Origin of the sequence: Streptomyces syringium (assembly GCF_017876625.1) — a bacterium.
In the GTDB taxonomy this organism is placed as follows: domain Bacteria; phylum Actinomycetota; class Actinomycetes; order Streptomycetales; family Streptomycetaceae; genus Streptomyces; species Streptomyces syringius.
Map to the genome: position 1 here is coordinate 575,998 of NZ_JAGIOH010000001.1, position 13,296 is coordinate 589,293.

The 13,296-nt window shown below is 72.3% G+C and carries 12 protein-coding genes; 7 read left to right on the forward strand and 5 right to left on the reverse strand.

Features of this window, described 5'->3' with window-relative positions:
- Nucleotides 1-14: 14 nt before the first annotated feature.
- Both JO379_RS02590 and JO379_RS02595 read left to right on the forward strand, forming a co-directional pair.
- Nucleotides 15-827, forward strand: a complete 813-nt coding sequence (locus JO379_RS02590) for a phytanoyl-CoA dioxygenase family protein (RefSeq protein ID WP_209513584.1) — start codon at nucleotides 15-17, stop codon at nucleotides 825-827.
- A complete protein-coding gene (locus tag JO379_RS02595) occupies nucleotides 824-1,933 on the forward strand; it encodes a zinc-binding dehydrogenase (protein WP_209513585.1) in 1,110 nt (369 codons plus the stop codon). Before JO379_RS02590 ends, JO379_RS02595 begins: the two co-directional genes overlap by 4 nt.
- A gap of 44 nt (nucleotides 1,934-1,977) precedes the next feature.
- Here JO379_RS02595 and JO379_RS02600 read toward each other — a convergent pair whose 3' ends face one another.
- The gene (locus JO379_RS02600; protein WP_209513586.1) at nucleotides 1,978-2,823 is read right to left on the reverse strand and encodes a helix-turn-helix transcriptional regulator; all 846 of its coding nucleotides are present in this window, start codon (nucleotides 2,821-2,823) and stop codon (nucleotides 1,978-1,980) included.
- Nucleotides 2,824-2,970: 147 nt separating this feature from the next.
- Between JO379_RS02600 and JO379_RS02605 the strand changes: the two genes are divergently transcribed.
- The 3 genes from JO379_RS02605 (at nucleotide 2,971) to JO379_RS02615 (ending at nucleotide 7,280) form a co-directional block, all read left to right on the forward strand.
- A complete protein-coding gene (locus JO379_RS02605) occupies nucleotides 2,971-4,149 on the forward strand; it encodes an MFS transporter (protein ID WP_307841871.1) in 1,179 nt (392 codons plus the stop codon).
- Between the two features lie 823 nt (nucleotides 4,150-4,972).
- Nucleotides 4,973-6,460: an amino acid permease gene (locus JO379_RS02610; RefSeq protein WP_209513587.1), complete on the forward strand. Its 1,488-nt coding sequence runs from the start codon at nucleotides 4,973-4,975 to the stop codon at nucleotides 6,458-6,460.
- 526 nt (nucleotides 6,461-6,986) lie between these two features.
- Nucleotides 6,987-7,280, forward strand: coding sequence for a hypothetical protein (locus tag JO379_RS02615; protein WP_209513588.1), 294 nt, complete (start codon nucleotides 6,987-6,989; stop codon nucleotides 7,278-7,280).
- A 75-nt stretch (nucleotides 7,281-7,355) separates the two neighbouring features.
- Here JO379_RS02615 and JO379_RS02620 read toward each other — a convergent pair whose 3' ends face one another.
- The 4 genes from JO379_RS02620 to JO379_RS02635 form a co-directional block, all read right to left on the reverse strand.
- Nucleotides 7,356-8,156 carry a maleylpyruvate isomerase family mycothiol-dependent enzyme gene (locus JO379_RS02620; protein WP_209513589.1) on the reverse strand — a complete coding sequence of 267 codons (801 nt, stop codon included), beginning with the start codon at nucleotides 8,154-8,156 and terminating at the stop codon, nucleotides 7,356-7,358.
- A 96-nt stretch (nucleotides 8,157-8,252) separates the two neighbouring features.
- Nucleotides 8,253-8,624 carry a peptidase inhibitor family I36 protein gene (locus JO379_RS02625; RefSeq protein WP_372449131.1) on the reverse strand — a complete coding sequence of 124 codons (372 nt, stop codon included), beginning with the start codon at nucleotides 8,622-8,624 and terminating at the stop codon, nucleotides 8,253-8,255.
- 2 nt (nucleotides 8,625-8,626) lie between these two features.
- Nucleotides 8,627-9,367 (reverse strand): hypothetical protein, encoded by a 741-nt coding sequence (locus JO379_RS02630; protein ID WP_307841872.1) that lies wholly within the window; start codon nucleotides 9,365-9,367, stop codon nucleotides 8,627-8,629.
- 528 nt (nucleotides 9,368-9,895) lie between these two features.
- Nucleotides 9,896-10,885, reverse strand: a complete 990-nt coding sequence (locus tag JO379_RS02635) for a hypothetical protein (protein WP_209513591.1) — start codon at nucleotides 10,883-10,885, stop codon at nucleotides 9,896-9,898.
- 635 nt (nucleotides 10,886-11,520) lie between these two features.
- On the opposite strand from JO379_RS02635, the gene JO379_RS02640 reads away from it, so the two are divergent.
- Nucleotides 11,521-12,123 (forward strand): AAA family ATPase, encoded by a 603-nt coding sequence (locus JO379_RS02640; RefSeq protein WP_307841873.1) that lies wholly within the window; start codon nucleotides 11,521-11,523, stop codon nucleotides 12,121-12,123.
- Between the two features lie 133 nt (nucleotides 12,124-12,256).
- Nucleotides 12,257-13,285 (forward strand): aminoglycoside phosphotransferase family protein, encoded by a 1,029-nt coding sequence (locus tag JO379_RS02645; protein ID WP_209513593.1) that lies wholly within the window; start codon nucleotides 12,257-12,259, stop codon nucleotides 13,283-13,285.
- The last annotated feature ends 11 nt before the right edge of the window (nucleotides 13,286-13,296 follow it).

A 13,296-nucleotide genomic window follows, 5' to 3' on the forward strand; every position in this document is an offset into this window, starting at 1 on the left:
AACCAAGGAGAACCATGCGTCTGCATCAGCGACAGGTGGACCAGTACCACAGGGACGGCTTCCTGGTGATGGAGTCCCTGCTGGACCAGCGGGAAGTGGAGCGGCTGCGCGAGTCCTTCGCACGGGACTGCGAGGTGCCCGGACCCCACCTGGTCGTCGAGGACGACAGCGCGGAGGTCCGCGCGGTCTACGCCTCGCACCACCGGCAGCCGGAGTTCGCCGGGCTCATCCGCGACGCCCGGGTGCTCGGCCCCGTCCAGCAGCTGCTCACCGACGACGTGTACGTCTACCAGTTCAAGATCAACGCCAAGCCCGCCTTCGGCGGCGAGCGGTGGGCGTGGCACCAGGACTATCTGGCGTGGCGGATCGCCGACGGGCTGCCCGCGCCGCGGCAGGTCAACATCGGGGTGTTCCTCGACGACGTCACCGAGTTCAACGGCCCGGTCATCTTCGTGCCCGGCTCCCACCGGGGCGGCCTCGTGCGCGAGAGCCGCAAGGCCGACGCCAAGTCCGAGCAGCACCTCGATCCGGACGACATCTCGCTGACGCCCCGGCAGCTCGCCGAGCACGTCGACCGGCACGGCATGACCAGCCCCAAGGGACCCGCGGGATCCGTGGTCTTCTTCTCGCCCGAGATCGTGCACGGGTCGGCGCCCAACATGTCGCCGTTCGCCCGCCGGCTGCTCATCGCGACCTACAACGACGTCGCCAACCTGCCCGAGGCGCCGGGCGGGCAGCGACCGGAGTACGTGGTGTGCCGCGACACCGAGCCGCTGCGCCCCCTGCCGGCGCCGTTCCTCGACACGCTCCGGACGGTGACCGCGTGACCGGCGCGCGGACCGGTCGCGCCGTCGTCCTGGAGGAGTTCGGCCGGCCCCTCTCGCTCCGCGAGTTCACCATTCCCCCGGCCCCCGACGGCGGCATGATCGTCGCCTGTGGTCACGGCGGGGTCTGCGGCACCGATCTGCATCTGTGCCAGGGACATCTGCCCATTCCCACCCCGCTGGTGCTGGGCCACGAGGGGCTCGGCGTGGTGCGCGAGCTGGGGCCGGGCACCCACCGGGACGCCACCGGCGCGGAACTCGCCCCCGGCGACGCGGTGATGTGGGCCTCCTCCATCGCCTGCGGCGTCTGTCCGCCGTGCCGGCTGCACCGCGAACCGACGCTGTGCGAGAACCGCCGCACCTACGGCGTCAACCGGTCGCTGGCCGACGGCCCGGAGCTGGCCGGCTCCTGGGCCGACCACATCGTGCTGCACCCCGGCACGACCGTGGTCAAGGCGGCCGAGGGCGTCGATCCGCTCGCCGCCATGTCACTGGCCTGCGCGGGCCCCACCGTGGTGCACGCCCTGTACGAGCGCCGGCCCGTACGGCTCGGCGAGGTCGTGGTGGTCCAGGGCAGCGGGCCCGTCGGGCTGGCCGCGGCGGCCTTCGCCCAGCTCGCCGGTGCGGCGAGGGTCATCCTCGTCGGCGGCCCCGCCGAACGGCTGGAGAGCGCGGCCGGGGCGGGCATCGGCGACGTGCACCTCGACATCGCCGGCGCGGACGACCCCGAGCGCGTCCTCGCCGAGGTCCGGGCCGCCACCGGCGGAGCGGGGGCGGACCTCGTCATCGAGTGCGCCGGTGTTCCGGCGGCCGTGGCGCAGGGCCTCACCCTGGCCCGCCGGGGCGGGTCCTATCTGGTCATCGGCCAGTACACGGACGCGGGTGACACCCTGATCAACCCGCATCAGATCGTCTACCGACAGCTCGACGTCATCGGTTCCTGGGCGTTCACCGGAGCCCATCTCGTCGAGTACGTGCGGCTGCTGCCGGCGCTCGCGGCCCGCTTCGATCTCGCGAGCCTGGTGACGTCGTTCCCGCTGGAGCGGCACGCGGACGCGCTGGCCGCCGTGGCCGACGGGTCGGTGATGAAGGCGGTCCTGACGAGCTGACCCCGTGATCCGTGAGTTGGGAGCCGCCCGGCGACGGGCGGCTCTCACGTCTGCCCGGTGAGCGTGCGCAGGCCGGCGCCGGTGGAGGCGTCGTCGGGCAGGTAGGCGAGGAAGTGATGGCCCGGCTCGTCGACCGCCGCGAGCTTGACGTAGCGCAGCCGCAGATCCCCCGCCGTGGGGTGACGGAAGTGCCGCACCGCGGGCTGGAAGTCGGCGATCGCCCGCTCGGCGTACCAGCGGGCGGCGTCGGGGTCGGCCATGAGTTCGCCGGCGATCTCGGCGTACCGCCGGTCGTCGGGGTGCCGGGCGGCGTGCGCACGGAACTGTCCGAGCAGGCTCCGCGCCTCCGGCTCCCACTGGGCGAGCAGCCGCCGGCTCGGTGGCCACCGGAACACCAGCCACAGCAGATTGCGCTGCTTCGGCGCCAGCCGCGCCGGATCGGTGAGCAGCGCCGCGTAACCGGCGTTCCACGCCAGCAGGTCCCAGTGCGGGTCTATCACCACGGCCGGGTTCGGCGTCATCGCCTCCACCAGCGACAGCAGATTGCGGGACACCCACCCCGGTGCGGGCTCCTCCGGCGCCGTGTCCTCGACGAACGACAGCACGTGCGCGGTCTCCGCCTCGTCCAGGCGCAGGGCGCGCGCCACCGCGCGCAGGACCTGTTCCGAGGTGCGGACCCTGCCTTGTTCCAGCCAGGCGTACCAGGATTCGCTGATGCCGGCCAGTGCGGCCACTTCGCCGCGGCGCAGCCCGGGGGTGCGGCGGCGCGGTGATCCCGGCAGGCCCATCTCCGCGGGTGTGCGGCGTTCCCGGCGGGAGCGCAGGAAGGCGCCGAGCTCCTTGCGCGGGGTGCTGGGGTCCGTGCCGTCGCCGTTCCCGTTCCCCGGCATCCCGCCCGCTCCCCCACCCGTCACATCGCCCGGCCCGCTGCCCCGCAGGCTGTGAGTGATGGTAATCGGCTGAGCGGGGAACGGGCCCCGGCCGGGTGATGGGCTTGGGGTGTCCGGTTGAAGAGTTGAAGGAAGGACACCGTCCCCGTGACCACGACGACCGCTCCCACCTCCCCGCCGCCGACGGGCCTGCCGCCGGCTTCGTTACGACTGCTGCGCGCGGCCGGGTTCATCAGCAACTTCGACCGCTTCTGCATCGCCCCGATGCTGGTGGTGATCGGTGCCCGGCTCGGTGTCCCGCTGCCGACCATGGTGCTGGCGGCGAGCGGCTACTACCTCTGCTACGGGCTGATGCAGCCGGTGTGGGGGCTCGCCAGCGACCGGGTGGGCCGGGTCGCGGTGATGCGGTTCTCGCTGACGGGCGCGGCGCTGGCGGCGTTCGTGTCGGCGGCCGCCACGGGTGCCACCATGCTGATCGTGGCCCGCGCCGTGGCCGGTGCCTTCTTCGCCGCGTCCATCGCGGCCTCGCTCACCTACGTGGGCGACACGGTGCCCGCCGAGGTCCGCCAGCGCCCGCTCAGCGAGCTGATGACGGCGTTCGCCCTGGGCACGGCGGTGGCCACCGTGGTGGCGGGGGCGCTGGCGCACTACGTCAGCTGGCGGCTGGTGTTCGCGCTGCCGGGTGTGTTCGCCGCGTACCTCGCGGTGGCCCTGCGGCGGCTGGCCGAGCCCGAGCGTGAGCCCACGCCTTCGCTGCTCGCCCCGGTCCGGGTGGTGCTGCGTTCGCGCTGGCAGTGGTACGTGATGGCCGTCGCCCTGCTCGAAGGGGCGGTGCTGCTGGGTTTCCTGACCTATCTGGCCCCGGCCCTGGAGTCCCGTGGGGTGCCGACCGCGGTGGCGGGTGCGGTGTCCGCGCTGTACGGGGTGGGGTCCATGGCGGCGGCTCAGCTGGTCAAGCGGCTGGTCGGCCGGTGGAGCCCCGCCATGATCATCCTGGTCGGCGGGGTACAGATGGCCGCGGCGTACGCGATCGCCGCGGTGAGCCTGTCCGTGCCCGCGCTGGTGGTGACGGCGCTGCTGCTGGGGGGCGGCTGGTCGTTCATGCACTCCACGGTCCAGTCCTGGGCGACGGTGCTCGCCCCGACGGCCCGGGCGACCGGGGTGGCGATGTTCGGTGTGGCCCTGTACGTCGGCAGCGCGCTCGCCAGCGGCCTCGCCGCGGGCGCGGCCGACCACCACGCGTACCGCGGTCTCTTCCTGATCGCCGCCGTGCTGACGGTCCCGCTGACCATCGCCGCCGGCGTCGGGCGCGCACGCTACCGCTGAGCCCGCGGGCGGCGGATACGGCCGAGCGCGGCAAAGAGGCCGCGGCCCTGGTGGGCCGCGGCCTCTTTGCCGCGCGTTTATCGCGTGTTTTCACCGTGATGAATGCCCCACACCTGCTCAAGAGGGCGTGTTGTGCGTCACTGGAACATCTGCGGACCATGCGGTGACTACCGGGTAGGAAGCCGCTGACCAGGAATGCCTTACCGTGAGTAGCCGGTAAAATCAAGTTTTCGTAAACTCTTGACGATTACCTAGCGCGCCTCACACCATTCACCGCATGGACTTGTCAGACAGCCGGCGGAGCACCGGGGCGCGTCAGCGCCACGGAAGCGGTGCTCGGCCACGCCCTGGGGCGCACGCTCCGCTCGGCGACGCTGTCTGCCACCGGGGAGGCACGACACACCCCGCAGGTGTTCGGCCTCGTCGCCCCTCGGGGCGCCGACGGCGCTTAGCCCACGGCGAGCGTCCTCACCCCAAGAACTGATCAAGACAGGGAAGAGAAGTCCGAATCCATCCCCCGGGGTGCTCGGCGCCTTCTTCCACGTCCTGATCACCCGGGCCCCGGGCAACCGGCACCCCCAAGATCATCGATGAGATATCGAAGAGCACCGGGATGCCTCGGGCCCACGCTCCATCCCTTCCGAACCCCTCGGGAAGCGGCGTCGCCAGCCGTCTCCCGGGCACCGGGCCATCGTCGAGGCTGCCGCTCAGCGGTGCCGGGTGGTCGGCCGCTCAGGCCGCCCGTCCCCGCACACGGAGATCACCCCCGACGGCGTCGTACGGCCCGATCCTGCTCCCCCCTCCAATGAAGGCGAAGACATACATGAGTGACCGCACCCTCACTGCGGCCGGCACCGAGCCCGATGTATCCGCCCCGGCGACGACGTCCACACACGTCGACGCCGGAGACGCGGGCTACAGCAAGGACCTCAAGTCCCGCCACGTCAACATGATCGCGATCGGCGGAGCGATCGGCACCGGCCTCTTCCTCGGCGCCGGCGGCCGCCTCGCCAACGCGGGCCCCTCCCTCTTCATCGCGTACGCCGTCTGCGGCGTCTTCGCCTTCTTCGTCGTCCGGGCGCTCGGCGAGCTCGTCCTGTACCGCCCGTCCTCCGGCGCGTTCGTCTCCTACGCCCGTGAGTTCATGGGCGAGAAGGGCGCGTTCACCGCCGGCTGGCTGTACTTCCTCAACTGGGCGACCACCGGCATCGCCGACATCACCGCCGTCGCCACCTACACCCACTACTGGGGAATGTTCAGCGACATCCCGCAGTGGGTGCTCGCGCTGATCGCCCTCGCGATCGTCCTCACCGTGAACCTGATCTCGGTGAAGTACTTCGGTGAGATGGAGTTCTGGTTCGCGATCATCAAGGTCGGCGCGCTGGTCCTCTTCATGTTCATCGGCATCTTCCTGCTGGTCACCCAGCACGACGTCGGCGGCACCACCCCGGGCCTGGCCAACATCACCGACAACGGCGGTGTCTTCCCGACCGGTCTGATGCCCATGCTGCTGGTCATCCAGGGTGTCGTCTTCGCCTACGCCTCGGTCGAGCTGTGCGGTGTCGCGGCGGGTGAGACCAAGAACCCCGAGAAGATCATGCCGAAGGCGATCAACTCGATCATGTGGCGTGTCGGTCTCTTCTACGTCGGCTCGGTCGTCCTGCTGGCCCTGCTGCTGCCCTACACCGCCTTCACCGGCGACGAGAGCCCCTTCGTCACCGTCCTGGGCAAGATCGGCGTCCCGTACGCGGCCGGCGTGATGAACCTCGTCGTCCTCACCGCGGCGCTCTCCAGCCTCAACTCGGGTCTCTACTCGACCGGCCGGATCCTGCGCTCGATGGCCATGTCGGGCTCCGCCCCGAAGTTCACCGGTCTGATGAACAAGGGCCAGGTCCCCTACGGCGGCATCCTGCTCACCGCGTTCTTCTGTGTCCTCGGCGTCGGCCTCAACTTCGTCGTCCCCGAGAACGCCTTCGAGATCGTGCTGAACTTCGCCGCGATCGGCATCATCGGCACCTGGGGCATGATCATGCTCTGCTCGCTGCTCTTCTGGAAGCGCGCCAAGGAAGGCAAGCTCTCCCGCCCCTCCTACCAGCTGCCCTGGGCCCCGTACACCCAGATCATCACGCTGGTCTTCCTGGCGAGCGTGCTGGGTCTGATGGCGGCCGACGAGGGCGCCAGCCGCACCACCGTGCTGTGCCTGCCGCTCATCGCGGGAGCGCTGGTCGGCGGCTGGTTCGTCGTCCGCGGCAAGGTCGCCCGCGTCAAGCAGGAGACCGAGCTGCAGCAGGCCGGAGCCGACAAGGCCTAGCCCCCACCGGCCACGGGACCCGCGCCCCCGCGCGTGGGCCCCACGGCCCGTGACAGCCACGAAGGCGCCCATCCCCGGCACAGGCCGGGGGTGGGCGCCTTCGCTGTTTGCGGGCCGTGGGGCCGCCCCCGGCGGCTTCTGGGGCGGGGGTCAGGCCTTCAGGGGGACCTACGCGGCCGTCTGTGGCCCTTGTGCGGCACGGGGCGGGTCGTTGCCGGCCGACAGGAGCCGGGCCCGAAGTGACGAAGGCCAGGATCACGCGGGGTGCCCGGAAGCGGTGGCGCCGGGCGCGCGACAAGCGGTGAGCCCGTCCGTCCTTCACGCCCGCGCCCCGCGCCTCCGGGCAGGGGGCCCAACGCGCCGACAAGCCGTCACCGCCGGGGGATGACGTGGCCGCGGGCCGGGGAGCCAGAGGGGGTGCGAGCGGCGGGCCCGTCACGCCGGGCCCGGTTCACGACGGGGCCCGGCGGGGCAGGCCGCGCGGCACGCACCGGATCCACCGACACCGCGAGAGACAGGAACCGCCATGGCCATCATCGTCACGTTCAACGCCCCCGGCGCGGCTCAGGACCTCTACGACAAGTGCATCGAACGCCTCACCGACGGCCACGGCTTCACCAGCACGGACGATCTGCCGGTGCCCGGGCTGCTCGCGCACGCCTCCGGGCCGGTCGAAGGGGGATGGCGGGTCACCGACGTCTGGGAGTCCCCCGAGGCGTTCGAGACCTTCGCCACCGTGCTCGGCCCGATCATGGCCGACCTCGGATACGGCGACCTGCGCCCCGAGGTCACTCCGGCCCACAACGTCGTCATCGGGTGACACGCGCGCCGGCCGGAGCTCCGCGGGCCCGCGCGAGCACCTGGGGCTTCGCGCGCCCCGGGCCCGGCCCTGCCATCACATCGGCGGAACGAGGCTGAAGTAGCGGTCGAGCACAGCCCGGTCCCCGTTCACCTCCAGCCGGTCCGCGGGGATCCGGTGCCAGAGGAACAACATCAGGTCCGACGCCGTACCGGCCAGCTCGACGTCCCAGGGGCCGGTGCCGTCGTCGAGCCGGACGTCGTCGCCGTCGAAGCGCGCCGTCCATGCCCGAGTGCCGTCGGTGCGCCGGAACCGGAACCGTTCGCCGGACCCGGGCGGGGCGGCTCCCGCGGCCCGCCGGGCCGGCACCATGACCTCGAAGGTCTGGCCCACCGCGTCCGCCGCGAGCGCGGAGGCGACCGGCCGAGCCGTCCCGATCGCGTTCTCGGCGTCCCAGCGGTGCACGGCCGCCTCGATCGCCTGGACCCGCAGCCAGAAGCCGGTGGTCTGCTCCCACGACCAGGTCCACACCGGCTCACCCGGACCGCTGGTGCTGAACTGTGCCTCCAGCGCCGAGGCCCCGTCTGCGAACCAGTCGATCAGGCTCACCGGAACGGGGCCACGGTCGGCAGGCGCGTGCTCCAGCGCCGTCGGCCAGCCCACGCGGTCGGCGGGGAGTTCGAGGGTGCTGAGGTCCGTGCCGTCCAACGGCTCGCGGCGCCGTTCCCTGATGACACGGGCCACGGTCCTGTGCACCGCGCCCAGATGCCCGACCAGCTCGGACACCGACCAGCCGGGGCAGGAGGGAACCAGCGGGGCGACGCCGGCTTCGGCCGCCCGGCGGGCCGCGGCCTCGAACGCCCGGACCTCGCGCCGGAAATGAGGGAGGTAGTCCATGGCCCCACTCTGCCCTTCGCCCGCCCTGCCGGGGGTGTGTCACGCGACCGGCCCCGAGGGGCCCCGCTCCGGAGCGGGGCCCCTCGGCCGACGGTTTCAGCAGCTCATCGCCCAGGTGTGGGAGTCGCCGTTGTCATTGGCCGCTCCGTTGTAACCGACCTCCTGGCCCGGGGCCAGGCAGATCGTCATGTATCCGCCCTGGTGCGCCCTCGAATACACCCTCACGTGGTCCTTGATGCCCGGCCCCGAGATGCCGTGGTTCGCCCACGAGGAGTCCTCGTCGGCAATGTAGCTCTCCCACCAGCCGTCGTCACCACTCCAGTTGGCCCGCTGACCACCGTGATTGGCGTCGGTCCACGCGCAGAAATGGCCGCTCGGACAGTCGGCCGCACCCGCCGGGGTGGTCATCGCCAGTCCGCCGGTCAAGGCGAGGAGGACGGCGGCGGCGGAGGTGGCGATCCGCTTCATGTTCATGAGTGGTCATGCCCTTCTGTAGGGGTACGCGGGTCCGCATCGCTGTGCGGGGCGGGCTGTGCGGTGGCGAGTTCCACCGCACGGTGCAGTGCGCGGGTGCGCAGTCGCGCGTAGGTGGTGAGCTGTTCGCGCCGCAGGGCCCGGACCTCGGCCAGCCGGGCCGGCTCCAGGCGGGCACGGACGTCGGCGAGGCCGCTCTCCCGGTCGCAGCGGGCGGTGACCGCGGGATCCGGGCGTTCGGGTCGCGCGGCGCCGGGCGGGGTGACGCAGCGGTTCCACCGGGCCAGGGCGGCGCGGAAGCGCGGGTCGGCCGCCATGCGGGCGCCCGCCTCGGCACGCAGGTTGTCGACGGTGGCCTGGGCCCGGAACCAGCTCCGCTGGTCTCCGTAGAGGACGCGTTGCGCGGCGGCCTGGCAGCCGTCCGTGTGGGCGGTGATGGTGTACCCGGTGGCGAGCGTGAGGGACAGTTCGCGGCGGCCGGTGCCGAAGAGGGCGTCCTGGATCCGCCGGTCGTGGCCACCGGCGTCCCGCGCCTTCGTCGTCCGTGCGGTCGGCAGGGTGAGTCCCCGCTCTGCGAGGCAGCGGGTGACGAGGGCACGCTGGACGGACTTGATGAGATCGTCCCGGGCCTGCTCGGAGGCCGAGATGCCGGGTCTGCGGGGTTCGGCCGGTGGCGTGGCGCAGCCCGCCATCACGAGTGCGGTGAGGGCGACGCACACAGCGTGGAGGAGTCGCACGTTCAGCCGGCCCGGCAGCCCGTCGGATCGCTGCCGGCTCCACTGGGGCGCGTCCCCCAGGACCGGTGGAAGGCCGGGACGAAGGGTGCGAGGAGGACGGCGGGCATGGCGCGTCTGCGGAACAAGAGAACTCCCGTGGTGTCGCGGACCCCGTACGACGTGGCCGGGGCGCTGCCACCATGAATTCCCGGGGGCGGGGCCGCCATTCGGTGTGTCACCCGAAGGGGACCTGCTCCGAAAGGAGGGCCGGTTTCGAGGACGGCCGGCTCCGGGTGCGGCTGCGGGCTCCGCTCGCTCGTCGAAGTCCCCGTCCTACGTCCGGCCGTTCCAGAACGCGAGCAGTCCGGCCGCCGCTTCCCCGGGCCGGTGGGCGTTCGGCGAATGCCCGCCGCCGGGGGACCGGGAGCAGCACCGCGGACAGGCGCTCGGCCATGTCCGACAGATGGGAGGGGCCCCAGGTGGCGTCCGGGGAGCCGGAGATGACCACGGGGAAGGCGGCCGGGCGGGCGGTCGCGGGGGGAGCCGGCGTCAGATCCGCAAGCCGTCGGCGCCGTCCGGGGTGCCGCGCTCACCCATCCTGTCCATGGCAAGGCGCATCATCGCCGCGACGAGGTCCTGCGGCTTCAACTCCTGCGCGCCGGAGGGCGCCATGACGCCGCCCGCGCCACCTCGGAGGCCGATGACCAGCGGCAGCTTCCCCTTGACCTTCTCGTCCAGCTGGGACAGGTCGAGGGTCAGGGCGGAGATCATGCCGTTCTTGATGGCCACGTCGACGGTGACGTCCTTCTTCGGGGCGCCGTCCGGCCCGGACGGCCTGCCGTCCTTGCCCAGCTTCTTCCGCAGCGGCTCCAGGGCCTTGGCGAGGTCCGCGGCGACCTTCTTCGCCGGCACGGTGACCTTCACGTGGTCCGCGCCGCCCTTCTTGCCTGCGGCCTTGAATTCGGCGTTGTCCCCGAGCGCCTTCCGCACCGCGTCGAAGATCTGCTGCCGGCTCTTCGGATCGAGCTGCTCCTCCTCGCCCCGGGCTCCGTTCTTGCTCCTGCCGCGTTTCTCGGCCAGTTCCTTGAAGGCGTCGGCGTCGAGCACGACCCATTCGCCCTTGACCGCGTTCTTCACCGCGCCCATGGAGGAAGGGAGTTCGTCCGCCTTCCTCATGAGTTCGTCGATCCCCGCCCTGTCGTCGCGGCCCTTCGAGGAAGGCAGCTCCGAGAATGCCTTGAGGTCACCGCGCACGTAGTACTTCTTGCCGATGGAGCGGACCTCCAACAGGGCCTTGCCGTCGTTCTTCGCCAGCTTGAAGGCGCCCGAGCCGTTCTCGTCGCCGGCCTTGACGTCCTTGAGCGGCTTGTCGAACGCGGAGGCGGAGGTGAGCTTCAGGCCTTCGAGCAGGTCGGCGTCGCGGCGCTCGAAGTCATCGGTGTCCTTCAGGGCGGCATAGATCTCGTCCGCGTTCGCGTCAAGGCTGATGTCCGCGGAAAGGGACTTCTGCTGTCCCATCTTGTCGAAGGCGCGCTGCACCTTCGCTCCCGCACTGAGCTGCTCGGCGGGTCCGCAGGAAACGGACGCGGCCGTTATCAGGGCGACGAATCCCGCGGCCGTCAGTCCTTTGCGCTTCGTAAGTATGACGTACTCCCCAACTGAAGGTCCTAGTAAATAGAACTAAATGCCACTCAGAGCGGGCATGTCAAAGCGATTTTCGGACCAACGGCTTACGTTTGTCGCCACCGGCCGGTGGGCGGACGGCAACCACCGGCGACCGCGCGAGCACCCACCGGTCCCCGGCCCCCGCCGCGCCCCGCTTCCCGCGCATCACTCCGACACCGGCTTCCCCCTGGGCCGCTTCCGGCCGATGCGGCGGCATTGCGCCCTACCATCCGTAAATGTCCCGGTCGCAGAAACCGACGGGCTTCCCGCGGCGTCTCCCAGACTGTCCCCGCTCACGCCCCGGCGGGGGCCGACGCACGCGGTTCTCGAGGGCCGATCGGCGGCCCGGACGGGGCCGTGGGGCACGTCGGCACGGACAAGGGGCAGCAGTGGGCGATACAGGCAGGCCGGACGCGGCGGACGTACGGGCCGTTCCGTACGGGGGCCGGGGGCCGGGTGTGCGTCCACGCGGGTTGGTGGACTTCCGGGGACGAGCAGGCGCCCCTGCTGTGTTGTCCTACCCCGCGGGTGCCGTGGTGGTCGTTTCCGGCTTGCCCGGCAGCGGCAAGAGCACCCTGCTGCGCCGGTGGTCCGAGGGCGCGGCGGCCGTCGATCCGCGGGATGTCCACGTCGCGTGCCAGGCGCTGATGCCGGATCGTCTGCCGTACGCGGTGTACCGGCCCTGGGCCCGCTTGGAGCACGTCCGCCGGTTGCGGGCCGCGGTGCGCGCGGGCGGGCCGCTGCTGGTGCACGACTGCGGCAGCCGGCCGTGGTTGCGCCGCTGGCTGGCCCGGTCCGCCGGGCGGCAGGGCCGCGAACTGCATCTGGTGCTGCTGGACGTCGGCGCCGCCGAGGCCCTCGCGGGGCAGCGGGCCCGGGGCCGCTGGGCGCCGGGCCGGGTGTTCGCCCGCCACCGGAGGAGGCTCGACCGGCTGCTGCTCGCGCTGTCCGCACAGACCGGGGCGGGCCCGGGTGCGGTCCCCGAGGTGGTGGCCGAGGCGGTCTCGGTGGTGCTGCTCGGCCGGGCCTCGCGCGAGCAGGTGACGGCGGTGGAGTTCGGCGCGGAGGTCCACCGTCCAGGGCTCCCCGAGGAGGCGTGCACGGCGGCGTGAAAGACACGCTCCCGGTTCCGGCCGGGCAGTGACCGGCGCCCGCGGCAATCTTGTGGCCGACTGCCGGGCCCACAGCCTACGGTGGCGTCCGTGGCGGGCCCCGGGCCCGCCTTCGGCCCGGAAGGATGAACTCATGGCACCACGACTGCCGTTCGGCGGAGCACTGCGGGCCGAACTGGGCGGGCCCCGGCAGGCCCACCTGCTGGAGAGCAGCCCACGCTCACACGTGTGGCGCGTCGAGTTGGGCGGAGCGCGGGCCGTGGTGAAACAGGCCGTGGACGGCCCGGACGCCGCGGAGCGCCATCACCGCGAAGTGACCGCGCTGCGGCTCGCCGCCCGCGCCGACCCGCCCGTGGTGCCCGCGCTCCTCGGCACCGATCCCCCTCAGCGCGTCCTGGTCCTGGAGCACGTGGACCACCACCGCCCGCCCGGTGACTGGATCGTCGGCTACGCCACGACCCTGGCCCGGCTGCACGCGACGACCGGACCGGAGGACGCCGGCTCGCTCCCCGCGTGGTCGGGGCCGGGACACCACGACGTGGCCGCCTTCCTCCGGCTGGCCGAGACGCTCGGGGTCACCGTGCCCTCCCCCGCGCCCGGCCAGCTCGATGACCTCGTGCACCGCCTCGGCGAGGCGCCCGGGTACGCGTTGCTGCACGGCGATCCCTGTCCGGGCAACGATCTGCACACCGCCGACGGGATCCGGTTCATCGACTTCGAACAGGCCTCTCTCGGCAACGGCCTGATGGAACTCGCCTACCTTCGCATCGGCTTCCCGACATGCTGGTGCGCCACCGCCGCCCCCGAACCGCTCCTCGCCCGCGCCGAGGCCGCCTACCGCTCGGCGTGGCGCACCGCGACCGGCACCGAACCCCGCGGTGATCTCACCGACGCGTGCGCCGGCTGGCTGCTCCGCGGCGACGCACTCGTCCCGAAGGCCGAGCGCGGGACCACCGACCATCTGGCCCGGGTCACCGGCCGGGACTGGGCGTGGGGCACCGCGACCGCCCGGCAGCGCCTGGCCCACCGGCTCGGTGTCGTCAGCCGGATGACCGCCGGCCGGGCCGATCTGAGCGGTTTGAACCGGCTCTGCGCGGACATGCGCCGACGCGTCCTCGCCCGCTGGCCGAAGCTCACGCCCCTGCCGTCACACCGCCCGTAGCGGGGAGTGCG

Coding starts and splice junctions, on each gene's coding strand:
- JO379_RS02625 (WP_372449131.1), bottom strand. CDS start 8,624: ATGAAGCGGATCGCCACCTCCGCCGCCGCCGTCCTCCTCGCCTTGACC.
- JO379_RS02645 (WP_209513593.1), top strand. CDS start 12,257: ATGGCACCACGACTGCCGTTCGGCGGAGCACTGCGGGCCGAACTGGGC.
- JO379_RS02600 (WP_209513586.1), bottom strand. CDS start 2,823: ATGCCGGGGAACGGGAACGGCGACGGCACGGACCCCAGCACCCCGCGC.
- JO379_RS02620 (WP_209513589.1), bottom strand. CDS start 8,156: ATGGACTACCTCCCTCATTTCCGGCGCGAGGTCCGGGCGTTCGAGGCC.
- JO379_RS02590 (WP_209513584.1), top strand. CDS start 15: ATGCGTCTGCATCAGCGACAGGTGGACCAGTACCACAGGGACGGCTTC.
- JO379_RS02610 (WP_209513587.1), top strand. CDS start 4,973: ATGAGTGACCGCACCCTCACTGCGGCCGGCACCGAGCCCGATGTATCC.
- JO379_RS02615 (WP_209513588.1), top strand. CDS start 6,987: ATGGCCATCATCGTCACGTTCAACGCCCCCGGCGCGGCTCAGGACCTC.